The organism is Stenotrophomonas sp. 610A2, assembly GCF_030549615.1.
Taxonomy (GTDB): domain Bacteria; phylum Pseudomonadota; class Gammaproteobacteria; order Xanthomonadales; family Xanthomonadaceae; genus Stenotrophomonas; species Stenotrophomonas pigmentata.
Genome location: NZ_CP130832.1, coordinates 4,212,298 through 4,236,394 on the forward strand (window position 1 = coordinate 4,212,298; position 24,097 = coordinate 4,236,394).

At 63.9% G+C, this 24,097-nt stretch carries 17 protein-coding genes; 2 read left to right on the forward strand and 15 right to left on the reverse strand.

Going from position 1 to position 24,097, the window contains the following annotated elements; genetic code table 11:
- Positions 1-49: 49 nt before the first annotated feature.
- From Q5Z11_RS18700 to Q5Z11_RS18730, 7 genes are all read right to left on the reverse strand, one after another.
- Positions 50-1,483, reverse strand: coding sequence for a glycoside hydrolase family 47 protein (locus Q5Z11_RS18700; protein WP_303747786.1), 1,434 nt, complete (start codon positions 1,481-1,483; stop codon positions 50-52).
- Positions 1,483-4,152, reverse strand: coding sequence for a beta-mannosidase (locus Q5Z11_RS18705; RefSeq protein ID WP_303747787.1), 2,670 nt, complete (start codon positions 4,150-4,152; stop codon positions 1,483-1,485). The genes Q5Z11_RS18700 and Q5Z11_RS18705 overlap by 1 nt, the downstream gene beginning before the upstream one ends.
- Positions 4,153-4,230: 78 nt before the next feature.
- Positions 4,231-5,472 carry an AGE family epimerase/isomerase gene (locus Q5Z11_RS18710; RefSeq protein ID WP_303747788.1) on the reverse strand — a complete coding sequence of 414 codons (1,242 nt, stop codon included), beginning with the start codon at positions 5,470-5,472 and terminating at the stop codon, positions 4,231-4,233.
- Positions 5,469-6,464 carry a carbohydrate kinase family protein gene (locus Q5Z11_RS18715; RefSeq protein ID WP_303747789.1) on the reverse strand — a complete coding sequence of 332 codons (996 nt, stop codon included), beginning with the start codon at positions 6,462-6,464 and terminating at the stop codon, positions 5,469-5,471. The genes Q5Z11_RS18710 and Q5Z11_RS18715 overlap by 4 nt, the downstream gene beginning before the upstream one ends.
- A 6-nt stretch (positions 6,465-6,470) precedes the next feature.
- Complete coding sequence (gene fucP / locus Q5Z11_RS18720) at positions 6,471-7,778, reverse strand: L-fucose:H+ symporter permease (protein ID WP_303747790.1); 1,308 nt, start codon at positions 7,776-7,778, stop codon at positions 6,471-6,473.
- Between the two features lie 44 nt (positions 7,779-7,822).
- Positions 7,823-8,881, reverse strand: coding sequence for a LacI family DNA-binding transcriptional regulator (locus tag Q5Z11_RS18725; RefSeq protein WP_303747791.1), 1,059 nt, complete (start codon positions 8,879-8,881; stop codon positions 7,823-7,825).
- 98 nt (positions 8,882-8,979) lie between these two features.
- Positions 8,980-11,439, reverse strand: coding sequence for a GH92 family glycosyl hydrolase (locus Q5Z11_RS18730; protein WP_303747792.1), 2,460 nt, complete (start codon positions 11,437-11,439; stop codon positions 8,980-8,982).
- 1,013 nt (positions 11,440-12,452) lie between these two features.
- Between Q5Z11_RS18730 and Q5Z11_RS18735 the strand changes: the two genes are divergently transcribed.
- Positions 12,453-15,545: a TonB-dependent receptor gene (locus tag Q5Z11_RS18735; RefSeq protein WP_303747793.1), complete on the forward strand. Its 3,093-nt coding sequence runs from the start codon at positions 12,453-12,455 to the stop codon at positions 15,543-15,545.
- A 515-nt stretch (positions 15,546-16,060) separates the two neighbouring features.
- Here Q5Z11_RS18735 and Q5Z11_RS18740 read toward each other — a convergent pair.
- Together Q5Z11_RS18740 and Q5Z11_RS18745 are read right to left on the reverse strand one after the other, a co-directional pair.
- Positions 16,061-16,681, reverse strand: a complete 621-nt coding sequence (locus Q5Z11_RS18740) for a glutathione S-transferase family protein (protein WP_303747794.1) — start codon at positions 16,679-16,681, stop codon at positions 16,061-16,063.
- Positions 16,682-16,699: 18 nt separating this feature from the next.
- The gene (locus Q5Z11_RS18745; protein ID WP_303747795.1) at positions 16,700-17,503 is read right to left on the reverse strand and encodes an NYN domain-containing protein; all 804 of its coding nucleotides are present in this window, start codon (positions 17,501-17,503) and stop codon (positions 16,700-16,702) included.
- A gap of 127 nt (positions 17,504-17,630) precedes the next feature.
- Here Q5Z11_RS18745 and Q5Z11_RS18750 point away from each other — a divergent pair, with 127 nt between their 5' ends.
- Positions 17,631-18,911, forward strand: coding sequence for an NAD(P)/FAD-dependent oxidoreductase (locus Q5Z11_RS18750; RefSeq protein WP_303747796.1), 1,281 nt, complete (start codon positions 17,631-17,633; stop codon positions 18,909-18,911).
- 21 nt (positions 18,912-18,932) lie between these two features.
- Here Q5Z11_RS18750 and Q5Z11_RS18755 read toward each other — a convergent pair whose 3' ends face one another.
- The 6 genes from Q5Z11_RS18755 to ftsE form a co-directional block, all read right to left on the reverse strand.
- A complete protein-coding gene (locus tag Q5Z11_RS18755) occupies positions 18,933-19,334 on the reverse strand; it encodes a GFA family protein (RefSeq protein ID WP_303747797.1) in 402 nt (133 codons plus the stop codon).
- Between the two features lie 234 nt (positions 19,335-19,568).
- Positions 19,569-20,444 carry an RNA polymerase sigma factor RpoH gene (gene rpoH / locus Q5Z11_RS18760; protein WP_303747798.1) on the reverse strand — a complete coding sequence of 292 codons (876 nt, stop codon included), beginning with the start codon at positions 20,442-20,444 and terminating at the stop codon, positions 19,569-19,571.
- Between the two features lie 178 nt (positions 20,445-20,622).
- Positions 20,623-21,348, reverse strand: a complete 726-nt coding sequence (gene ung, locus Q5Z11_RS18765) for a uracil-DNA glycosylase (RefSeq protein WP_303747799.1) — start codon at positions 21,346-21,348, stop codon at positions 20,623-20,625.
- A complete protein-coding gene (locus tag Q5Z11_RS18770; protein ID WP_282272954.1) occupies positions 21,345-22,187 on the reverse strand; it encodes a response regulator in 843 nt (280 codons plus the stop codon). The genes ung and Q5Z11_RS18770 overlap by 4 nt, the downstream gene beginning before the upstream one ends.
- 7 nt (positions 22,188-22,194) lie before the next feature.
- Positions 22,195-23,169, reverse strand: coding sequence for a permease-like cell division protein FtsX (gene ftsX, locus Q5Z11_RS18775; RefSeq protein ID WP_303747800.1), 975 nt, complete (start codon positions 23,167-23,169; stop codon positions 22,195-22,197).
- The gene (ftsE, locus tag Q5Z11_RS18780; protein WP_303747801.1) at positions 23,166-23,852 is read right to left on the reverse strand and encodes a cell division ATP-binding protein FtsE; all 687 of its coding nucleotides are present in this window, start codon (positions 23,850-23,852) and stop codon (positions 23,166-23,168) included. Before ftsE ends, ftsX begins: the two co-directional genes overlap by 4 nt.
- Between the last annotated feature and the right edge of the window lie 245 nt (positions 23,853-24,097).

Below are 24,097 nucleotides of genomic sequence, written 5' to 3' on the forward strand. Positions count from 1 at the left end.
CCCTCTCCCGCGTGCGGGAGAGGGGCTCAAGCGTTGCAACTGCTTGGCTTTACCAGGTACGGCGCAGCGGGTGGGCTTCGGTGTTGAAGACGATGCCGTCGAAGTCCAGGGTCTTGGCCGGGGCGAACAGCAGGTAGTAGTACTTGAACGTCTCGGCGAACAGGAAGCTCTCCATCGAGTCGTCCTTCTCCTTGCTGCGTACGTCCTTCAGCGCGGAGAAGCCATGATCGGTGCGGGTGTAGCGCACGAAGTCATCGAAGAATTCCTTGCCCATGCCACGGTAACGGGCGTCACCGGTGTAGTGGTGCAGGTAGTACGCCGACTCGACGATCTCCGGGCGCAGCGCGTAGCTCGGCGAACGCACTTCCATCTTGGCGTAGTCCAGCGACTCCGGCTCGATGTCATGCAGGCGCCACATCTTCAGGTTGGACTCCTGCAGGCGCTTGGCGCGGTCCAGATCGCCGCCCAAGGCCAGCAGGCCCGGCATGAAGGCATCCAGCGCACCGTAGGTGGTGGAGGTGCGGGCACCGGTGTCCATGTCAGCGTGGCCGTACCACAGCTCGCCTTCGCGGGATTCATCGGCCAGGTACTGGTTGATCGGGCCGATGCTCTCGTCCCACATCTTCTTGCAGTCCTCGTCGCCGAACAGCTTCCAGCACTTGAGCAGGTACTCGTAGTACGAGTCGATGCCACCGGCGATCGAGGCGTCCTTGTTGGTCCATTCACCGGTTTCGACGTTGATGTTCAAACCGACCAGGCCGATCTTGGAACGGCGCTTGTGGGTTTCCACCAGCGCACGCTTGGCCTTGTCGTAGTAGGCCTGCTTGCCGGTGAGCTTGGCCAGGGTGCCGAACTCCAGCAGCAGCGTGCCGGTTTCGGCCGGGTTGCTGATCTTGCCGCTGGTCTTGCCGGTGTGCAGGTTGACGTGGGTGTACGGCAGGCCGGTCGGGCTGTCGAAGACGGGCGACAAACGCGTACCCAGGTCATCGGCGAGCTTGAGCAGGCGCTCGTCGTTGGTCATCTGGTAGGCCGACAGCAGGCCACCGAGCAGGCGGATGGTGACCTCGAAGTTCTGCACGTCCATGTCCTGGTCGAAGGACAGCTGGGTGACGATCAGCTCACGCGCTTCGTTGGCTTCCTTGTCGAGGCCGAGCAGCAGCAGGGTGTCCAGTGCGTCGACCGGCGACATCAGCAGCGGCTTGGGATACCAGTCGCGCGGCTGGCCGCTGATCGGCTTGAGGTCGTCGTGGCCCTTGGCGTACTGCATGTAACCCTGCCAGGCGTGGCGGGTGGCCTCACGGACCTGCTCGGCCATGCGGGCGGCTTCGGCGTCATCGACGGCAGGAAGCGCGGCATCGGCCGGCGCGGCGGCAGCAGCCGGTGCAGCCGGGGTGGTGGCGGGAGCGGCAGCCTGCTGGCTGCAGGCGGACAGCGCCAGCATCAGCGCGGCGACCAGGGGGGCGGTACGCAGGGAACGGGTCATCAGTGGATCCTCTCGACGGAAGCGTTGTCTTGCGATGCAACGGGACGGGACTGCAGGGTGTCGCCCAGCGTCTGCAGGTGCAGGGCCGTGCGCAGGGTGGAAAGCGGTGCGGTGCTGCGCACGACCAGCGTGCGGGTCTGCCCGGGCAACAGATCGAAGGCGTTGTCCTCGACGCTGGCCTCGGCATTGTCGAAGCCGATCCAGATGCCGCGGACCAGTTTGTCGGCGCGCAGCTGCAGCAGGTAATGATCGCCGTCGGCGCGCAGCTCGCTGTGCAGCTGTGCGGGCTGCAAGGCTTGCTGCTTGGCGGGTACGAAGTAGACCAGGCGCTGTGCCACTACTGCGTCATCGCGCAGCAGTTCGAATACGGCGACGCTGTGGCTTGGATTGGCGCCCTGCAGCAACTCCGCATCGCTGAGGCGGATCACCTCGGTGGCTGACAACGCGGGCAAGCTCACAGGCTTGCGCTGCTGCTGCAGCTCGCGTCCATCAAAATCCAATACGCGAACACGCCACTGCCCCTGCACTACCTCGCGGCCATCATTGAGCAGGCTGAAACGCGTCCTACCTTCGTCGCGCAGCGCGGCCACCGCGACATCGGCGAAGAAGCGGCGTGCGTGGAAGTTCAGTGCCTTCCAATTGCCGTAGTAGTCCACGCTGGACCAGGATGCACCCGGCCAAACATCGTTGAGCTGCCAGTACAGCGAACCCATCGTGTACGGACGCGAGGCGCGGTGATGCAGTGCTGCAAGCTCGATGCCTTCAGCCTGCATCATCTGGCTGAGGTAGACGAAGTCGGGGAACGAACGCGGCGTACCGAACTCCATCTTGATGTAGTGCAGCAGGCGCTCATTGCCCTTACCAGCGAGGAACTTCTGGTGCGCCTCGATCACCGGCCCATCCACCTGCTGCTCTTCCGGCTTGGCAAAGGCGTTGATGGTCGACAACTGCGGCCAGGCCTGCAGGCCGTACTCGGACATGAACCGCGGGGTTTCCTTCAGGTAGGCGGTCGGCGGCAGCGCCGGGTTGCCCCAGACTTCCCAGTAATGCTTGTCACCGCGACGCGAGTCATTGGCCTTTACGTCAAGGTCATTGCTGGGCGAACTGGCCCAGTACGGCACACCCAGCGCTTCCTCGGCGACGACGCTGCGCAAGTCCTTGCCGAACAGGTCCACATAACCCTGCCAGACCTTCTCGGCGAACACCGGATCGGCCTCCTTCAATGTCTTGCCGTGGCCCCAATCCTTCCACGCGGTTTCTTCTTCGTTGTTGCCACACCACAGCACGATGCTGGGGTGATGGCGCAGGCGGCGAATGTTGTCGCGCGCTTCGGCCACCACATTGGCGCGGAACGCCGGGTCATAACCCGGTTGCATGCCGCCGCCGAACATGAAGTCCTGCCACACCAGCAAGCCGAGTTCATCGGCAATGTCGAAGAAGGCATCGTCTTCGTAGTAACCGCCGCCCCAGTTACGCAGCATGTTCATGTTGGCATCGCGTGCGGCCTGCAGGTCGCGGCGCAGACGCTCGCGGGTTACCCGAGCCGGGAAGGCATCAAACGGAATGACATTCGCACCCTTGGCGAATACCGGCACGCCATTGACGACGAAGCCGAAGCCCTGCCCGCCATCCTTGTCCTCTTCGCGCTGCAGCTGCACGGTGCGCAGGCCGATGCGGATGCTGGATTCCAATGCCTCCTGTTTGCCCTCGCCCAGCTGCGCCTGCACGGTATAGCGATCCTGCGCGCCATAGCCCACCGGCCACCAGCGGCGCGGTTTGTCGATCTGCAACGGTAGTGACACGCTGTTCTCGCCTGGTGCCAGCGCGACATCGCGCTTGATCTGCGCGACCGACTTGCCTTCCGGGTCACGCACATCGATGACGAGCTGTTGTGTAGCAGCCTTGTCCGCCTGCTCTACCTGCAGCAGCACGCTCAGCTCGGCCCTGCCCGCATCAAGCGCATCGGTGCGTACCGCCAGATCAGTGATGCGCTGTTGATTCCAGCTGTCCAGATGCACCTGTCGCCACACGCCGGCAGTGACATAGCGCGGGCCCCAATCCCAACCGAAGTGATAGGCCGGCTTGCGTGCGAAGTTGCCGACCATCGCGTCCTTGGGCTCATCGCCGTAGGGCGATGGATAATTGCCGGCGATCTTGTGCGGCATCGCCTGCACCTGCGGCAGCAGGGTGCGGATCGGTGAACGGAACACGATCTGCAGTTCATTGCCTTGTGCACGCAGGCGACCATCCACGCGTGCACGCCAGGTGCGGTGCGCATTGTCGGCCTTCAGCAGCGGCTGGCCGTTGAGGCGGACTTCAGCGAAGGTGTCCAGGCCATCGAAGCGCAGTTCGGCATGCGGGCGCGCAAGCGTTGTTGCATCAACATCGAAACGCGCGCGGTACTCCCAGTCAGCAAGGCCAATCCACTGCAGGCCGGCTTCGGCGGCACCGACATAGGGATCGCCGATCACGCCAGCAGCCATCAGATCGGTGTGCACGCTCCCCGGCACGGTTGCCTGCTTCCACGCATCCATGCCGGGATGTGCTTGCAGCTGTGCATCGCCGGGCAGCAGACGGAACTGCCATTGCGCCTGCAATTCCGCAGCCAGGCCATTGCCTGTCGCCGCCAGCAGCGCACACGACAACAAGGCACGCCACACACCGCGCATGCCAATTTGTATCGATCCAAATTTTTCCTGCAAACGCTGCCGCATAGCCCCTCCGCTAGTGCATGACGTTGCCGGGCCTCAGCCCGGCTGTTGTTCGCGCACCACGTTCAACACTTCGTGGCAGGCGCCCATGGTGTGGTAGTCGGTCTTGCCGGCCGGGCTCTTCTCGTCGTCGTACTTGCGGTTATCGGCATCGAGGATGCGGAACCACGCGCCGTAGCGATGGTCGACGAAGTACTGCCAGGAGTACGCCCACAAGCGGTCGTACCACTCCCAGTAGCCGCTATCACCGGTGCGCTTGGCCAGCAGCGCGGCCGCAGCCAGCGACTCGGCCTGCACCCAGAAGTATTTGTCGCCGTCGCAGACGAAGCTGTCGCCACCGATGGCTTCTCCGTCCATGTTGGGTTGACGGCGCGACTCCGGTGCGAAGCCGTAATAGAGGCCGCCGCGCGCTTCATCCCAGGAGCGCGTCATCGAGGTATCGAACAGGTGCCGTGCGGTTGGCACCAGCCAATCGGCATCGACGTGGCGATCGAGGATCATCAGCAACTTGGCCCATTCGGTCTGATGGCCAGGCTGGAAGCCCCACGGCCGGAACAGGTGCTTGGGGTTGTCCAGGTTGTAGTTCCAATCGATGTTCCAATCGATGTCGTAATGCTCCCAGACCAGGCCGCCGGCCTTGGCCGCCTGCCGGCGGGTCATGTTGTCGGCCAGCTGCAAGGCGCGCTGCAGGTAGCGCTGCTCGCCGCTGGCCTCGAACGCCGCCAGCATGGCTTCGCACATGTGCATGTTGGCGTTCTGGCCGCGATAGCCGGTGAAGTTCCAGTTGGCGTCGGCTTCGTCGCGGTACAGGCCGTGCTGCGGTTCCCAGAAGTGGCGCTCCAGCAGCTGCCAGGTCTCGTCCATCCACTCGCGGCCCTGTTCGATGCCAGCCTTCAACGCGCAGCTATAAGCCAGCAGCACGAAGGCGACACCGTAGCAGTGGTTCATGTCGTCCTCGACCTCGCCATCACGCAGGGTCCAGGCGTAACCGCCGGTGGTCGGGTTGCGGTGCTTCTCGCGCAGGTAGCGCACGCCATGCTTCACTGCATCCAGATACTCCGCGTTGCCGTACTCGCGGTAGGCCATGGCGTAGTTGAAGACGAAGCGCGTGCTGCTGACCAGGTGGCGATGGCTGCGGTCGTAGATGCTGCCGTCGTCGCGGTAATAGTGGAAGAAGCCACCGTCAGCATCGATGCAATGCGGGTGGTAGAAGGCCATCGTGTCGGCGATATGCGCGCGCAGGAAGGCCGGGGAGCGGAAATCGGGGTTGCTGGTCATGCGATGGCTTCCTGTTGCTGCAGCAGTTGCTGTACTTCGTCCAGACTCGGCATGGCGGCGAACGCGCCTTTGCGGGTCACTGCAAGCGCACCCACGGCTGCGCCGAAGCGCAAGGTGCTGTTGATTGCCTCAGGCTGCTCGCAGAACGCAGCGAAGCCGGCACCGGCACCGTCACGTTCAGCCAGACCAACCAGTACACCGCCGACAAAGGCATCGCCGGCAGCGGTAGTATCCACGGCCTGCACGCGGAAGCTCGGCACCTCGCCTTGGCCACCGCGCGTATACCAGCGCAGGATGCCCGCGCCATCGGTGACGATCACCCAGCGCGCTTGCGCGGCCAGCAGACGACGCAGCACCTGCGCATCACCATCGGCGCCCAGCGGCGCGGCGAGATAATCGAGCTCCTCGCGCGAGAGTTTGATCAGGTCGGCGCGTTCCAGCGCCTGCCACAGGCGCGGCGAGGGATCGACATCGGCCGGCCACAGCGCCGGCCGCAGGTTCAGGTCCAGGCTGACCACGGCGCCAGCGGCACGCGCGCGCTCCATGCCTGCAAACGTGGCTGCGGCGATGTCCGCTTCGGTCAGGCTGTTGGAGCAGACGTGGAAGCAAGCGGTGCCGTCGAAGCAGGCCGGCAGATAGTGCTCGGCGCGGAACAGCAGGTCCGCCGCCGGCGGCCGGTAGAAGCTGAAGCTGCGTTCGCCATGCGCGTCCAGCGCGACGAAGGCCAGCGCGGTCTTGGCTGCGTCGGTACGCACGATGCAGTCGGTCTCGACTCCGGACTGCTGCAGGCTCTCCAACAGGAAGTCACCAAACATGTCGCGACCCAGCATGCCGGCGAAATGGCTGCTGGCACCCAACCTCGCTGCGGCCACCGCGACGTTGGCGGGGGCACCGCCGGCGTACTGCAGGAACGCGCGCGGGGTGTCGGCCGAGGCCGGCGGTTGCGCTAATAGATCGATCAAAATTTCGCCGAAACAAACAATCTTGCCCATCTGGCCTCAGTCCTTTTGGCTGACACCGGCGCTGGTGCGTGAACCGACCAGCCCGTAGAAAATGATGTAGCCGTAGCACAGCAACGGCAGTACGAATGAATGGTGGACGCCGATCCGGTCGGCCAGCACGCCCTGCAGGAACGGCACCACCGCGCCGCCGACGATGGCCATGATCAGCAGGCTGGACGCCTTGTTGGTCAACGGCCCCAGGCGTTCGATGCCGAGCGCGAAGATGGTCGGGAACATGATCGAGTTGAACAGGCCAATCGCCACGATCGAGTACAGGGCTACCTGGCCTTCGCTGGCCATGGTCAGTGCCAGCAAGCCCACATTGATCAACGCGAACAGCGCAAGGAGCTTGCGCGGCGAGAAGCGCACCAGCAGCAGCGAACCGGCAAAGCGGCCGATCATCGCCATTGTCCAGTACAGCGACACGTAGTGCGTGGCCTGCTGCTCGCTGAAGCCGCCGATGTTGGGCTGCGACAGGTAGTTGACCAGGAAGCTGCCGATGGAGACCTCGGCACCCACGTAGAAGAAGATGCCCAGCACGCCAAACAGCAGATGCTTGTGCCGTAGCGCATCGCCATAGCTGTGGCGTGCGCTGTCAGCCTGTTCGCTGTTCTCGCTCAGCGACGGCAGCCGGAACAGGAACACGAACAGCGCCAGCAGGAACAGGGCCACTGCCAGACCGAGATACGGCCCCTGCACCGACTGCGCCTCCTGCGCGCGATAGGCCAACTGGTCAGCCAGCGGCAGCGCGGTCAGCTCATCGGCGCTCTTCACCGTATTGCCCAGGATCAACATGCCGCCAAAGATCGGCGCGATCGCGGTGCCCAGCGAGTTCAGCGCCTGTGCCAGCGTCAAGCGGCTGGAACTGGTGCGCTCCGGGCCAAGCAGCGCCACATAGGGATTGGCCGCTACCTGCAGCACGGTAATGCCGGTTGCCAGCACGAACAGGGCCGCCAGGAAGGCGCCATAGATGCGCAGCTCCGCCGCCGGCCAGAAGCCAAGCGCACCGATGCCGGCAATGACCAGACCGGCGACGATGCCCTGCTTGTAACCCAGTCGCGCCACCAGTCGACCTGCGGGCAGCGACATCAGGAAGTAGGCACCGAAGAAGGTGAACTGCACCAGCATCGCCTGGGTGTAGTTCAGTTCGAACACCGACTTCAGGTGCGGAATCAGGATGTCATTGAGGCAGGTCAGGAAGCCCCACATGAAGAAGATGGTCGTCGCCACCGCCATGGCCACGCGCGTATTGACCACGGGCGCCGACTGGCTTGATGTAGATGACGGCGATGTTGGTATATGCATGTGGGCTGCCTGGATACGGTAATCGGAAGGTTGGGGCGACGGAATCAACTCGGCCTTGCGGCACTGCTCTCGCGGATCCTCAGCTGCACCGGTGCGACGGTACGCATCGGTGCCGCATCGGGGTGCTCCAGACGCTGCAGCAACAAGGCTGCCGCCTGCCGCCCACGCTCACGCGGATCAGCGGTCAGCGTGGTCAACGGCGGCACCGCGACCGCGGCCTCGGAGATATCGTCGAAGCCGGTAACGGCGAAGTCACCGCCTGGACGGATGCCACGTGAGGTCAGGCCCAGCATCAGGCCCAAGGCAACCGTGTCGTTGTAGCAGACCGCCGCGCTGGGACGCTGTGCGCTTTCAAACAATTCACCAGTACGCGCTGCGGCTTCCAGACGGTTGGGTGCGGACTCGATCAACCAGTCCGCATGCAAGGGCAAGCCGGCTTCGCTCAAGGCCTGCTGGTAACCGAGGCGGCGCTGCGCGCAGGAGCTGGATGCGGCATGGCCACCGAAGAAGGCGATGGCACGATGACCGCGCTCGATAAGGTGACGGGTCGCCATGTAGGCGCCGTGCTGGTTGTCCAGGGTGAGGAAGTCCCAATCGGCGCCGGCCAACTCGCGGTTGAACAACAGCACGTTGGCATGCGCACCCAATACATGCCGCAGTTCTTCGGCGTCACTGCCTTCGGCTGGCGACAGGATGAAGCCGGTAGGCGTGTGCTCCATCAAGGTGCTCAACACCGCCTGCTGGCGCCGCGGCGATTCGCCGGTGCTGCCAAGCAGGGTCACGAAGCCCTTGCCACCCAGTGCCTCGTCCACGCCGGAAGCAAACTCGGCGAAGAAGGGGTTGGACAGATCATTGATCACCAGCGCGATCGACGATGAAGTACGACGACGCAGGTTTGCAGCGGTGCGGTTGTACACATAACGCTGCTTGCGCAGCTCGGCCTCGACCTTGGCGCGGGTATCGACATTGACCAGGGGACTGCCACGCAGCACCAGCGATACGGTCGCCCGCGACACGCCCACCGCCTGCGCGATATCGGTGACGGTGACCGCGCGTTGGCCGGTCTTGCGTGCGCCCTTGGCGCCGTTAGAAGTCTCTTTCATCGTTTCCGCTGCGGTTCCGGGATGCGCCAAGCCTAAAGGATCACGGCCAGCGCTTGCGCTGCCCGTGCCCTTCTTTCCGGTCTTGGCGCTGCCCGAGCTCACGGCTGGGCGCTGCCCGGGGTGGCGCAGTACGACACCGGCAGGTCCGCCTGTGCAGTGCCCCAGCCCTGCTCCGGTGCCTGCGCACCGAGGGTGAAGCGCACATCGCCGCCCTGCTGCAGTTGCTGCCAATCCAGCCACACCGCCGGCTGCGGCTTGCCATCAACCTGCACGCTCTGGATGTACTGCAGGCTGCGCGGATCGGCGCCCGCTGCCTGCAGACGCAGCTTGCGACCATTGCCCAGGGTGATCTCGGCCTTGCTGTAGCGCGGCGCATGCAGCAGGAACTGGCCGCTGCCCGGCACTGCCGGGTACAGGCCCAGCGCACTGAACAGGTACCAGGCCGACATCGTGCCCAGATCATCATTGCCGGTGACGCCATTCGGCGCATTCGTGAACAGCTGCTGCGCGGCGCGAACCACAGTGGCGGTCTTCCACGGCTGGCCAATCAGCGTATACATCCACGGCGAATGCAGGTCAGGCTCGTTGTTCGGGTTGTAGCGGTACTGGTTGTAGTAGCTGTACGGGCCAACCACCCATTCCTTGCGTGCAGCGGTCAGCGGTGACTGCAGCAGCGCGTCATAGGCGAAGAACGCATCCAGACGCTTGCCGGCCTGTTCGCGGCCATGCATGGCCTGCAGCATGCCGGGCACGTCCTGCTGCACCAGCCACTGGTACTGCCAACCGGTGCCTTCATGGAAGCCGTGCTGCGAACGCGGGCTGTAATGACCATCGGCCGGCGTATACCACTTTCCGTTCTCGTCGCGTGGGCGCGGGAAGCCGGTGAAGCCGGTTTCGGCATCACGCACATCCGCATCCCACACCTTGTGCCAGTTGCCACCACGTGTGCGCAGCGTCGCTGCATCTTCGGCATGGCCGAGGCCATCGGCCATCTGCGCCAGCGCGCAATCGGCCAGTGCGTACTCCAGCGTTGCCGAGCCGCCGTGGTGCGGATCAACGTCCATGCCCTTGGATGGGTATGCACGGTCGTACGCGACATAGCCGTTGGCGAGATAGCTGGCGTTACCGGAGCGACCGGCATGACGCGAGTTGATCGGCGGCACTTCGAATGCATTGCGGCGCAGCGCGCCCCAGGCTTCCGACTCGCGGCCCTTCAGCGCGCCAAAGCGCCACAGGTCGACCATGAACGGCGTTACCGGGTCGCCGGTCATCACATTGGTTTCGAAGTTGGCGTAGCCCCAGCGCGGCAACCAACCACCTTGCTCGTTGATCGCCAGCAGGCTGCGACCGATATCTCGCGCGACTTCCGGGCGGGTCAGCGCCAGCCACTGGTTCTGCGTGCGGTAGGTATCCCACAGCGAGAAATACTCGTAGTACGTCCAACCATCTGCACGATGGATGACATCGTCATAACCGCGATAACGACCATCGGCATCGCTGCCGGTCATCGGCTGCAACAGTGCGTGATAGAGCGCGGTGTACAGCACGGTGCGATCATCGGCGTTTGCCCCTTCGACCTTGACGCTGCCCAGCTGTTCGCGCCACTGCGCCTGCGACAGCGCGCGCATGCGATCGAAGCTCAGCAGCTTGCCGCCTTGCATGCCATCACTGCGCAGGTTGTTGCGCGCACCTTCGGCATCCACATGCGAGATCGCGCTGGTGGCGGTAACGCTGCGGCCATCGGCCAGATCAAAGCTCAGCCACGCACCATTGGGCTTGGCTTCGCCTTCCATGCTGTGGCGCGCGCCCGGCAGGCCACCTTCTTCGCCCCAGGTGCCATGCGCCTTGAATGGGCGATCGAACTCGATGCGGAACCAGGTGGTGTACTGGTGGCCGCCGCAGAAACTCTTGGTGACCAGCTTGCCTTCCACCGCACGATCACCAACCACGTCGATGACGCTGCCGATCACCGAATGGCGCTCGTTGGCCTGGGCGACGTTGACCAGCACCTGGCCTTCATTGACGCCTGCGCTGAAGGTGTAGCGCTCGGCGGCTGCTCGGGTCAGCGCGGTGGTTTCCACGTCGATGCCGCGGTAATCGGTCAGGCGGACTTTGTAGTAGCCAGCCTGGCCAACTTCGCCGTCGTGGCTATAGGCCGACGCGTAGTTCTTGTGGTCGAAGCGCTTGGGGTCCTTGGTATCGAAATCACCACCCGGACCGATGCTGCCGGTCACTGGCAATACCGAGACCTGACCGCCCTGCTCCCAGCAACCGGCGCCGGAGATGAAGGAATGACCGAAGCCGCGGATCTTTTCGTCGTCATAGCGCCAGCCCGAGTAATGGCTGCCGATTGGGCTGACCTGGATCAGGCCGAACGGGGCCGATGCGCCCGGGAAGGTGTTGCCGTCATCCTTGCTGCCGATGAAGGTATTGACCTCACGCTCCAGCGCGGCCGACGGCGCGGCCTGCAGCAACGGCGCGAAACTCAGCGCCAGCAGGCAGGCAGCCGTTGCCAACGGGCGGCGACGGGAGTGGGCGGTGGAAGGCGATCGGCTCATGCATTGGATCCTTGGGTCGGTCGGTACGGCGGCGATGTAGCTACGGCAGAAGGTGGCCCGGACAAGCCGGGCCGCTGATGTCCAGCCCATCCGGGAACGGGATGGGGGAGAGATGCCAGGCATCAGCAAAACGGGTTGGCCCTGCACCTGCCCCCGACAGCCGTCACGACGACGGCAGGTGGGGTTTGAGCGGCGAACAACAGGCCTTTCAAAGCTTTATTCGGCTTTGTTTTCAGTGATTTGCAGGCCGCGAAGCGCTGTATAGCGCCGCCCAAGCTGCATCCCCCGATCTACATTGCCAAAAATTTAGATCGATCCAAGTAAAGCATGAGCATTTCGCCCAACGCATTCTGCGCCGCAACATCGAAGCGAAAACCCCCACCTGTAGTGCCGAGCCATGCTCGGCAGGGGCCCTATCGGTAAAGCTCCAAAAGCCGCCCTCACCCCAACCCCTCTCCCGTAAACGGGAGAGGGGCTTGTAGTGCCGAGCCATGCTCGGCAGGGGCTTTCCGGGTAAAGCCCCAACGGCCAACCCCTCCCCAGCCCTCCCCTTGGCCTGCGGCCAAAGGGAGGGAGCCAGCTGTAGTGCCGAGCCATGCTCGGCAGAGGCCTTCCCGGTGAAGCTCCAAAAACCAACCCATCCCCGCCCCTCCCCTTGGCCTCCGGCCAAAGGGAGGCAGCCAGGCGTAGTGCCGAGCCATGCTCGGCAGGGGGTTTACCGGTAAAGCTTCAAAAGCCAACCCCTCCCGAGCCCTCCCCTTGGCCTCCAGCCAAAGGGAGGGAGCAAGGCCATATTGCGAAGCAACATGCGTCAAACCTTTGGCTGTGCTAAAAAATGCGCGCCAATCGTTTAGATCGATCCAAATCGACACCCCCACGATCCCGGCAACGGAACCCTGCTCGAGCGCCAAAACAGTCGTTGAGCGAACGCAACAAGGCCCCGGTTTCACCCGTTTTTAGATCGATACAAGTCAACGTGACAGTTAACGATTCAATCCAGGAGAGGGAGAGAAATGAAACAGATCACACGCAAGCACGGCCGTGACACATTGTCCGCCGCCATTGCCTTCGCCTTGTTCGCCGTTGCCGCCGTTCCCGGCGCCGCGTTCGCACAACAGGCCAGCACCAACACCAGCCCCGACGCCACCACGCTCGACAGCGTGACTGTCACCGGTTACCGCTACGCCATCGAAAAGAGCCTTGAGCAGAAGCGTGACGCCAATGCCGTGGTCGAGGTGATCACCGCAGAAGACGTCGGCAAGTTCCCCGACAAGAACGTGGCCGATGCGCTGCAGCGCGTGCCGGGCGTGATCGTCACCCGCGACGGCGGCGAAGGTAAGAACGTCAGCGTGCGCGGCCTGTCCTCGGAGTTGACCCTGACCGAGTTGAACGGCAACTACGTGGCCACCGCCGAATCCAACGGCGACCCGACCCGTTCGTTCAACTACACCCTGCTGCCGTCGAACATGCTGGGCAGCGCCGAGCTGTTCAAGTCGCCGGAAGCACGCATCGACGAAGGCGGCATCGGCGGCACGGTGATCCTGCACACGCGCCGTCCGCTGGACATGGAATCCAACACCGGCTTCGTCTCCGTCGAAGGCACCTGGGCCGACACCACCAAGAAGACCGACGGCCAGCTCTCGGCCTCGTATTCATGGCACGACAAGGACGACCGCTTCGGCGTGTTCGTCGGTTACACCGACCAGAAGCGCACCACCCGCACCATGGGCGCCAGCACCGAAGGCTGGTCTTGGTACGGCCGCGACGAAGGTGGCACCGCGGTTGACGTCAACGGCAACCCCTCAGACTTCAACTCCAACTGGTGGGGCGGTACCGGCTTCTACGACCAGAACGGCAAGTACTACACCGGCTTCATGATGCCGACCTCGGTGAACCTCGACGTCAAGGACGAGGAACGCGAGCGCAAGGGCGGCCAGATCACCCTGCAGTTCAAGCCGGTGGACAACCTCACCCTGACCGCGAACTACTTCCGCTTCGACCTGTCGCAGAACTCCCAGACCCACACCATCAAGGTGCCGGAATGGAACATCGCCCGCTATTGGGGCGACGGCAACTGGGCCGGCGGGCGCCTGCTCGACGGGCTGACCATGGACCCGAGTGGCACCATCGTCACCGGTGCCGACTACAGCAAGCACCCCGGCAAAACGTACTACTGCAAGGAGCCGACGAAGGAAGAGATCGAGGCGGGCCGTCTGCCGGGTGGCTGGGGCTCGGACGACTGCACCGTGCCGACCCCGCAGATCACCGGCAGCTACAACATCGAAGAGGCGCTGTCGCAGACCGTCGATTTCTCCGCCGAATGGATCGGTGAGTCGGTCGACATCGCTTTCAAGGGCGGGCGCACCTGGGCCGAGGGCGGCCCGTCGCTGCAGTTCTCGGTGCCGCTCAAGCCGCGCAGCCAGAATGCGGACGGCAGCTGGAACCTGGGCAACCTGGCCAGCTCCTGGAGCCTGACCGGCACGCCGTCGATGGCGTTCTCGCCGGAACTGATGCAGAACCTGAAGAACGGCATCCTGCAGGTTGACCTGGGCTCCACCGGCTCGTCCTGGACCCGCAATACCAACCAGCAGAAGTTCGCCCAGATCGATACCACCTGGCACAACGACTCCGGCTTCCTGGAATCGCTGCAGTTCGGCGTCAAGTACCGTGACGGTGGCATCCACCGCAGCACCGGCAACAGCTACTGGGCCTGCCCTGGCACCGACCCGAGCGACTACGGCAACCGCTACTGGAACGGCCGCTGCAACGACATCGCCCAGCAGTTCTCGCCGGAATTCGTGTACGGCATGGGCAACTTGGCCGGCGGCATCAATGCCAGCGCGTTCCCGGCCATCAACTACCCGGCCTACATCTCGTACCTCAACAAGACCTACGGGCCGATGCAGACCCGCAACGAGGACAACTTCGTCTACAACGTGGACGAGAAGATCTACTCCACCTACCTGCAGGCCAACTTCCGCACCGAGCGTCTGCGCGGCAACGTCGGCGTGCGCGTGGTCAGTACCCGCCAGCACGCCGATTCCACCGACAAGGTGACCTCGTACAACGACTACTTCTACGATGACGCCAACGGCAACCCGCTGGCCTGCCAGGCCGGCGCGACGGTACCTGGTGGCGCACCCGCCGATACCTATTGCGGCACCGAAGGGTACTGGCGGCTCTCGGACGACCAGCAGCGCGAAGAGTCGTTCGCGGTCAGCGCCCTGGACCGCAACTACACCGACGTGCTGCCCAGCTTCAACCTGGCCTATGACCTGACCGACAACCTGCTGCTGCGCGCAGCCGCCTCCAAGGTGATCTCGCGCCCGAGCTACAGCAACATCGCCGCACCGGGCAGCCTGGAATACTTCAGCCCCGAATACGTCAACGATCGCCGCCTCACCGGTGGTGCCAGTGAGCAGGGCTGGTACGGCTCAGGCAGCAACAAGAACCTGGAAGCCTACAAGGCCACCCAGTACGACATCGGCGTGGAGTGGTACTTCCAGCCCGGCTCGGTGTTGGGCCTGGGCCTGTTCCGCAAGGACGTCAGCAACTTCTCGGTGCCGGTGGTGCAGGACGTCACCCAGAACATCGGCGGACAGACCGTTGTCGTGCAGAACTACTCCACCACCGCCGGTGGTCGTGATGCAGTGTCGCAGGGCCTGGAGTTCTACGCCCAGCACACGCTGGATTTCGGCCTGGGCTTCCAGGCGAACTACACTTGGAACGACACCAACGAAGCGGCGATCACCCTGGAAGACGGCACCCAGATCGGCAAGTCACCGCTGGTTGGCAGCGCCGAGAACCAGGCCAACTTCACCGTGTTCTATGAAGTCGAGAAGCTGTTGCTGCGTGCCTCGTGGAACCGTCGTGGCGAAGTGGTGCAGGGCCTGGTCAGCGGCCTGAACCTCTACCAGGAGCCCTACCAGCAGATCGATCTGAACGCCGCCTACAACGTCACCCCGGCGCTGAGCCTGACGGCATCGGTATTGAACCTGACCAAGGAAGAGACGCGCACCCATCTGGGCAACGACACCAAGGCCCGTTTCTACTCCAACGGTTACGCCGGCCGTGTTGTCTACTTCGGCGTGAACTGGAAGTTCTAAGACTGTTGTAAGCGTGTCTGGTGCACGCGGGTAATGAAAAGCCGCGCTGGTAACAGCCCGGCTTTTTTATTGAAGCTGGACGGAAACTGCTTTCCCTTCTCCCGCCTGCGGGGGAAGGTGCCCGAAGAGCCTGCCCCAGCGAACGCGAGGGGCGGATGGGGGCGCTGTTGCTGTTGCTGTTGCTGTTGCTGTTGCTGTTGCTTTTGCTTTTGCTTTTTCTTTTGCTGCTGCTTTGGCTGGAACTACTGTAGAACCACACCGAAGATCGCATCCCTTCTCCCGCCTGCGGGGGAAGGTGCCCGCAGGGCGGATGGGGGGCTTCTGCTTCTGCTTCTGTTTTTTTGGCTTTTCCTACCGCACTTCCTGGTAAAGAAGCCCCTAGGTAAAAGTCAAAAGCTCCCCTCACCCCAACCCCTCTCCCGCATGCGGGAGAGGGGCTAGCAATCCGGCATGCGGGAGAGGGGCTAGCAACCCGGCATGCGGAAGAAGGGCTGGCAATCGCGCATCCCTATAACTCACGTCAACGCCGTCATGACCCCTGTCCGATAAGCCGGCCGCTGCTGCAGCCGCGCATACCACGCTGCCAGATGCGGCAGCTCCGGTCGCTGGATCGGCATTTCAAACCAGGCATAGATGAAGGAACCCAGCGGAATATCGCCCATCGCAAAACGCTCACCGGACAACCAAGGCTGCTTTTCCAACGCCGCATCAACCAGCGCCAACAACTCCCCACAACGCAACAACGCCGCCGCAATCCGCGCCTCATCGCGATCCGCCGGCGCAGTACGTACCACACCCCAGAACAGATCACGGAACGCCACCGCGAAACTCGACGTGGTCCAATCCATCCATTGCTCGCTGCGCGCCCGCTCAACCGGATCGGACGGATACAGCACGTCCAGCGCATAACGTGCAGACAGATAGCGCACGATGGCGTTGGACTCCCAGACCGGCAGGCCTTGGTCCTCGATCACCGGCACCAGACCGTTCGGATTCATCGCGCGGTATTCGGCCGTCTGCGTGCCACCAAAGGCGCCGCCCACTTCGATGGACTCATACGGCAAGCCGATTTCCTCGGCACACCACAGCACCTTGCGCACATTGCTGGAATTGCGCCGGCCCCATATCTTCAACATTCCGCTACTCCTTTCAACTCAGTTTTCATCGCGCGCTCCCTTGCGTGGCAGCGCGCGTACCGCCGATGACTTGCCGGCACGCTTGACCTCGAACAGGCCGGTGGCATCGATCAACTCGCTCAACTTGCGGTAGCCATAATTGCGCGAATCGAACGAGGCGCGGTTGGCGATCTGGTTACCGACGGCACTGAGCAAGGCCCAGCCCTGCTCATCAGCCACTGCATCCACCGCGCCGCGCAATAGATTGAGCAGGCGCGTGTCACCACGCAGTTCATTGGTGCTGCGCGGCTTGATCGGCGCTGCCGGTGGCTCCGCGACTTCCGCTGCAGTCGTCGCAGTCGGCGCACTGCTGGCAGCCACCTGCTCGATGACTTCGGGCGCATCGTTGCCCAGCGCTTCCAGATAAGTGAACTTTGAGCAGGCGTTGACGAAAGCCAAGGGCGTCTTCTGTTCACCGAAGCCATAGACCTTCACACCGTCAGTAAGGATGCGCATCACCAGCGGGGTGAAGTCGGCATCACTGGAGACAATCGCAAAGCCGTCCAGGTTGCGCGCATAAAGCAGGTCCATCGCGTCCACCACCATCGCCATGTCCGAGGCATTCTTGCCCTTGGAATAGGCGAACTGCTGGATCGGCCGGATCGCGAACTCATGCAACACGCTTTCCCAACCCTTCAATCGCGGGTTCTTCCAATCGCCATAGGCTCGGCGCACGTTGGCCACGCCGAAGGCGGCCACTTCCACAAGAATCTCGTCGATCTTCGATGACGGCGCGTTGTCAGCGTCGATCAACAACGCGATACGCTTTTCGGGCTCAGACACGGGCTGACTCCATGGCGGCAAGCTGACCGCCAGTATCGGTCATCGCTGTTTCAAAGCACATCAATGCGATGATATGCGCTGACAACCCGCCCCCACGGCCGGTGCACCGGCCACACCGGAGTACGTCATGCCGCAACACCCGCACCTTGTCGTCATCGGCGGAGGTTTCGCCGGGCTCTGGGCCAGCCGAGCACTGGCCGATGCACCTTTGCGCATCACCCTGGTCGATCGTCGCAACCACCATCTGTTCCAGCCGCTGCTGTACCAGGTCGCCACCGCCGGCCTGTCGTCGCCGGATATCGCCGCGCCGCTGCGGCACATCCTCGGCAGGCAGCGCAACATCGAGGTGCGGCTGGGTGAAGTGGTCTCCATCGACAAGCACGCCAAGCACGTGCAACTCGGCGATGGCAGCCAGATCGCCTACGACATGCTGCTGGTTGCCAGTGGCGCCACCCATGCCTATTTCGGCCACGACGAATGGGCCGCCGATGCACCCGGCCTGAAGACCCTGGACGACGCGCTTTACCTGCGCCGCAAGCTGCTGCTGGCGTTCGAACGCGCCGAGGCCGAACCCGACCCGGCCAAGCGCGCCGCATGGCTGAGTTTCGCCATCGTCGGCGGCGGCCCTACCGGCGTGGAGCTGGCCGGCACGCTGGCCGAAATCGCGCGCCACACGCTGAAGAACGAGTTCCGCCATATCAATCCGGCCGACGCCAAGGTACGCCTGGTTGAAGCCGGACCGCGGGTGCTGTCCTCCTTCCCGGAAGTGCTGTCACTGAAGGCGCGCCGCCAGCTGGAAAAGCTGGGTGTGGAAGTGCTTACCGGTACCGCCGTCAGCCATATCGACGGGCAGGGCTTCCAACTCGGCGACACCCACGTACCCGCACGCACCGTGGTGTGGGCAGCCGGTGTGGCCGCCTCACCGCTGGCACGCACGCTGGACGTACCACTGGATCGCGCCGGCCGTGTACAGGTGGAACCGGACCTCACCGTTCCCGGCCACCCGGAGATCTTCGCCGGTGGCGATCTGGTCGCGCTGATGCAGGCCAATGGCCGCCCGGTGCCGGGCGTGGCGCCTGCCGCCAAGCAGATGGGCAAGTACGTGGCGCAGGTGATCCGCGCGCGTCTTGATGGCAAGCCGGCACCGGCGCCATTCCGCTACAACGACCAGGGCAACCTCGCCACCATCGGCCGCATGGCGGCCATCGTGCATGTCGGCAAGCTGCAACTGTCCGGTTTGCTGGCCTGGTGGTTCTGGCTGGCCGCACACGTGTTCTTCCTGATCGGTTTCCGCAACCGGCTGGTGGTGCTGCTGAACTGGGCGGTGGCCTATTGGAGCTACCAGCGCAGTGCGCGCATCATCCTCGGCGATGCCGACGAGGACGATGGCAAGGAGCCTGCTGGTTGATCGGCATGACGCCAGTGGCGATCAACTGTTGCCGCTGGCGAACTGCTCGAATACTTCGCGCCCGGTCAGCGTCGGCGTCTGGTTGGCCAGATCGTAGTACGACGGCTTTTCGTCGATGAAGATCTGGCTGGCCAGTTCGAACGATTGTTCCTGGAACAGCCCTGCCGGGACGAAGTATTCGCCGTCCGGCACCAGCCGGTAGTACAGATGCGTGCCGCAGTGTGAGCAGAAGCCGCGCTCGGCCCAGTCGGAGGATCGATAGGTCTTCAGCGCGCTGCCGATGACCTGTACCTGATCATCGCAATGCACCGCGAACAGCGGCCCACCGGACCAGCGCCGGCACATGCTGCAATGGCATAGACCTATTTCGGAATGCTCATTGGCGATCACTTCGACCGCACCGCACAGGCAGTTCCCTTTCATCACCAGCTCCATCTGCAAGAGGAATGCAGAATCTACACGGGAAAGATCCCTTGTAGTGCCGAGCCATGCTCGGCAGGGGCGTTACCGGTGGCGGTTGGTCCGTGCATGAAGCTTCTGCCGAGCATGGCTCGGCACTACAGGGTGCGCTGGTAAGGCCACTGCCGAGCATGGCTCGGCACTACAAAACAAAGGCCCGGGTTTCCCCGGGCCTTCGTGTCATTGCTGCGGCCCTGCTCAGGCGGCGAACAGTGCCTTCATCTTCTTCAGCGCGTTGGCTTCGATCTGGCGGATGCGCTCGGCAGACACGCCGTACTCATCTGCCAGTTCCTGCAGCGTCACCTTGCTGTCGGCTTCCAGCCAACGGCGGGCGATAATGTCGCGCGAACGCTGGTCGAGCTTGGCCAGACCTTCGCGCAACAGGCTCAGCTGGTTGTCTTCGCTGTCCTCGCGCTCATAGGCCTGCGACGGATCTTCATCGCGCGCGACCAGATACGCAGCCGGCGACGGCGGCGCGTGATCGTCGTCTTCATCCGACGGCGCATCGAAACCGATGTCGCGACCGGACAGACGCGATTCCATCTCCATCACTTCACGCTCGGAGACGTTCAGATCCTTGGCGACGGCGCTGACCTCGGCGGCGTTCATCCAGCCCAGGCGGGTCTTGGACTTGCGCAGGTTGAAGAACAGCTTGCGCTGCGCCTTGGTCGTGGCGACCTTGACGATGCGCCAGTTCTTGAGGATGAACTCGTGCATCTCGGCACGGATCCAATGCACTGCGAAGGACACCAGGCGCACGCCCATGTCCGGGTCGAAGCGCTTGACCGCCTTCATCAGGCCGATGTTGCCTTCCTGGATCAGGTCGCCCAGCTGCAGGCCGTAGCCGTTGTAGCCGCGAGCCACGTGCACGACGAAACGCAGGTGCGAGTGCACCAGCTCACGCGCGGCGTGCAGGTCCTGCTCGTCACGGAAGCGGCGGGCCAGGTCCTGTTCCTCATCGACCGACAGCACCGGGATCTGGTGCACGGCACCGATGTAGGCGTCCAGCGAACCGAGCGCACTGGGAATCGGGAGATTGTTTGCCACAAGGGCAGTGGAGGTGTTCAGGTTCATAGGACCTCATCTTAGCAGTCGAACTATTGGACTGCTCAGTACAGAAAAAGTTCCAGCGTTCTGTTTTTGTTCGCAAACTCGAGGTCAAACCTGAATAGGCGACAGCAACGACGGCATTCCCAACCCCGTCAAGGTAGCAAAGCCAAGGTCTCCGCGATATGACAGGAATCAAATCAGTTCAGCGATCAGCCGGGGCCGGCGGCAGGTCAGCCAGCGCCGGCAGCCGCCAGTCGATCCGGGCCTGACCGTTGCGGGCCAGATAGTCATTGGCCTGCGAGAAATGCCGGCAACCGAGGAAGCCACGGTGGGCCGACAACGGCGAGGGATGCGGCGCCTTGAACACACGGTGGCGGCGGGTATCGATGACCTTGCCCTTCTGCTGGGCGTAGGCGCCCCACAGCAGAAACACCAAGCCTTCGCGCTCGCGGTTGAGCACGTCGACCACATGATCGGTGAAACCCTCCCAGCCGCGGCCCTGATGCGCGCCGGCCTTGCCCTCTTCCACCGTCAGCACGGCATTGAGCAGCAGCACGCCCTGCTGCGCCCACGGCAGCAGGCAGCCGTGGTCCGGGCGCGGGATGGCCAGGTCGGCTTCAAGCTCTTTATAGATGTTGAGCAGTGACGGCGGCACCGGCACGCCCGGCTTCACCGAGAAGCTCAGGCCATGCGCCTGGCCATAGCCGTGGTACGGGTCCTGACCCAGCACCACCACCTTGACCTGTTCGAACGGCGTGGCGTTGAAGGCCGCGAAGATTTCCGGGCCGGGCGGGAACACGTGGGCGCCGGCTGCCTTGCGCTTGCGCAGGAAGGCGGACAGCTCGCGCATTTCCGGGCGCAGCAGCCAATCGCCGATGCGCGCCTTCCAGCTGGGCTCGAGCTGGATCTGTGCGCCGTCTTCGCTCACAGCACCACCGCCGGCTGTGCCATGCGCGCCAGCCGCAGCTGGAACAACACCTTGGTCACCAGCAGACGTTCTTCAATGGGTTTCTGCACCAGGTCATTGGCGCCGGACTGCAGCAGCGCCGACTGGTTGTGCGGGTTGCTGTCACCGGTCATCACCAGCACCGGCAGGCGGCGCTTGCCGTAGGCGAAGTCGACGCGGATGCGTTCGACCACATCGCGGCCGCTGAGCTCGCCCTTGAGGGTGACGTCGGTCAGCACCAGGTCCACCTGCCGCGTGGTGCGGCCCAGCGACTCGGCGGTGAGCAGCGAGAACGCATCCTCGGCGGTGAGCACGTGCACGACGTGCAGGTCATGGCGCTCGAGCATGCGCTTGGTGGCTTCGGCCACCACGCGGCTGTCTTCGACATAAAGCACGGTGGCATTGGCCACAGGCTCGGGCTGCACATAGCCACGGATGAAAGTCGCCAGGGCTTCATGGCCCAGCGCCTTGTCGAAATAGTCGGTGACGTATTCGGTGAAGCGGCGCTGCTCCAGATGCTGCTGGGCGTCGCCGGACACCACGATCACCGGCACATAGGCCTGCCCGGCGGTTTCGCGCACGCCGCGTGCCAGTGCCAGGCCATCACCATCAGGCAGCGCCAGCGAAGTAGTGACCAGATGCACCGGACCAGCGGCCAGCGCTTCGCGCGCCTCGGCGATGCTGGCGCAGCCAACCACCTCGACATCTGGCAGTTCGCGCTTGAGCACGTCACTGATCAGGCGCCGTACCAGTTTGGATCCATCGACCACCATTACCCGCGGCGCGTCGCTGATCAGATGCTTGAGCTCGTGCGTGGACATGCGGGCCTCAGGTTTCAGTCGGGCGAGTCTGCCTGAGGAAGTGACCAGTCACCAGCCATGCCCCCAACCAACCCAGGATCGTGGTGCCAACCAGCACCATGCCCGAATGCAGCAGATCCAGGCCATGCAACATGAAAGGACTGCCGTAGCTCTGCGACAGATTGGCCAAGGGCGCGCGCAGGGCCAGCCCGCACACGCCAATCAGGCCCAGTGCCACGGCACCGGCACCGAGCCCGTACCACGCCCCCAGATAGACGAACGGGCGCCGGATGAAACCGTCGCTTGCACCCAGCAACTGCAGCACGCCGATTTCCTCGCGCCGCGCCTGGATGTCCAGGCGCACGGTATTGCCGACCACCAGCGCCGCACCCACGCCCAGCAGCACCGACAACACCTGCACCAGACGCGCGCCGAAACCCAGCCAACCATCCAGCCGTTGCCGCCACAGCGCATCGTGCTGGACCAGATCGGCCTGCGGCAGGCTTTCCAGCGACTTGGCCAGGGCTGCATCGGCACCATCGGCCGGAGTAACAACCAGCAGCGTTGGCAACGGGTTTTCACCCAGCGCATCGATGGCTTCGCCCAGACCGGCGTTCTGGCGCAGCTCCGCCAGGCCTTCGTCCGGCGTACGCAGCAGCACCTGGCCGACATCGGCGCGGGCGCGCAGGGTCTTGGCCAGTTCCTGTGCCGCGGCGCCATCGACGTCAGTCTTCAGGAACAGGTTGATATCGCGCGACTGCTGCACGCTGCCGGAGAAATGCTTGAGGTTGTCCAGGCCGATCGACAGGCCCAACGGCAGTGCCAGGGCCAGCGCCATCACTGCCACCGTCAGCGCGGTAGCCCACGGCCTGCGCACTGCGCGGCCGAGACTGAAGACCACACTGTGCAGATGGTGGTTGATCCAGGTGGCCAGCCGCGACGGCGCTGCCGTGCTGGTATTGGCATTGGTAGCGGTTTTCTCGACGTTGTTGCTGGTAGTCATTCGGCCAGGTCCTGCGGCGAGATGTCATCGACCAGACGGCCGTGGTCGAGGATCAACACGCGCTTGCGCATCTGCTTGAGCAGGGCCAGGTCATGGCTGACCACCAGCACACTGGTGCCGCGCGCAGGCAGCTCGGCAAACAAGGTCATGATCTCCGCCGCCAGGGTCGGGTCGAGGTTGCCGGTGGGCTCGTCGGCCACCAGCAGCCTGGGCTCGGCGACAATCGCGCGGGCGATGCCGACGCGCTGCTGCTCACCGGCCGACAGTTCGCTGGGCAGCGCCTTCTCGCGATGGCCAAGGCCCATCCGCTCCAGCACCGAGCGCACCCGCTTGCCGGTATCGGCACGGCGGTCACCGCGCAGGATCAGCGGCAGGGCAACGTTCTCGCCAATGCTGCGGTCGACCAGCAGGCGGTGGTCCTGGTAGACCGCGCCCACCTCGCGCCTATGCAGGGCGACCTTGCCGCCGCGCACCTTGAGCAGGTTGCGCTCGCCAAAGATCACCGCGCCACGGCTGGGCCGCTCGCTGAGATGGATCAGCTTGAGCAAGGTGCTCTTGCCGGCACCGGAGTGCCCGGTAACGAACAGCATTTCGCCGGCCGCCACCTCGAAGCTGACGTCCACCAGCGCCTGATGGCCACCGGCATACTGTTTGCTGACATTGTCAAAACGCAGAACGCTCATCGTGCTGATTATGCAGGAGCGCAGGCGGACTGCGGGGGATGCCGGTCACGTGACGTGGGTCATGCGTAGTGCCGAGCCATGCTCGGCAAGGGGCTTTACCGGCCATCAAGCTTGTAGGAGCGGCGTAAGCCGCGAAGCAGGGATTGCATCAACCGGCAAAAAGCTTACCCCTCCCCAACCCTCCCCTTTGCTGCGCAAAAGGGAGGGAGCTGTAGTGCCGAGCCATGCCGGCATGGGGTTTTACC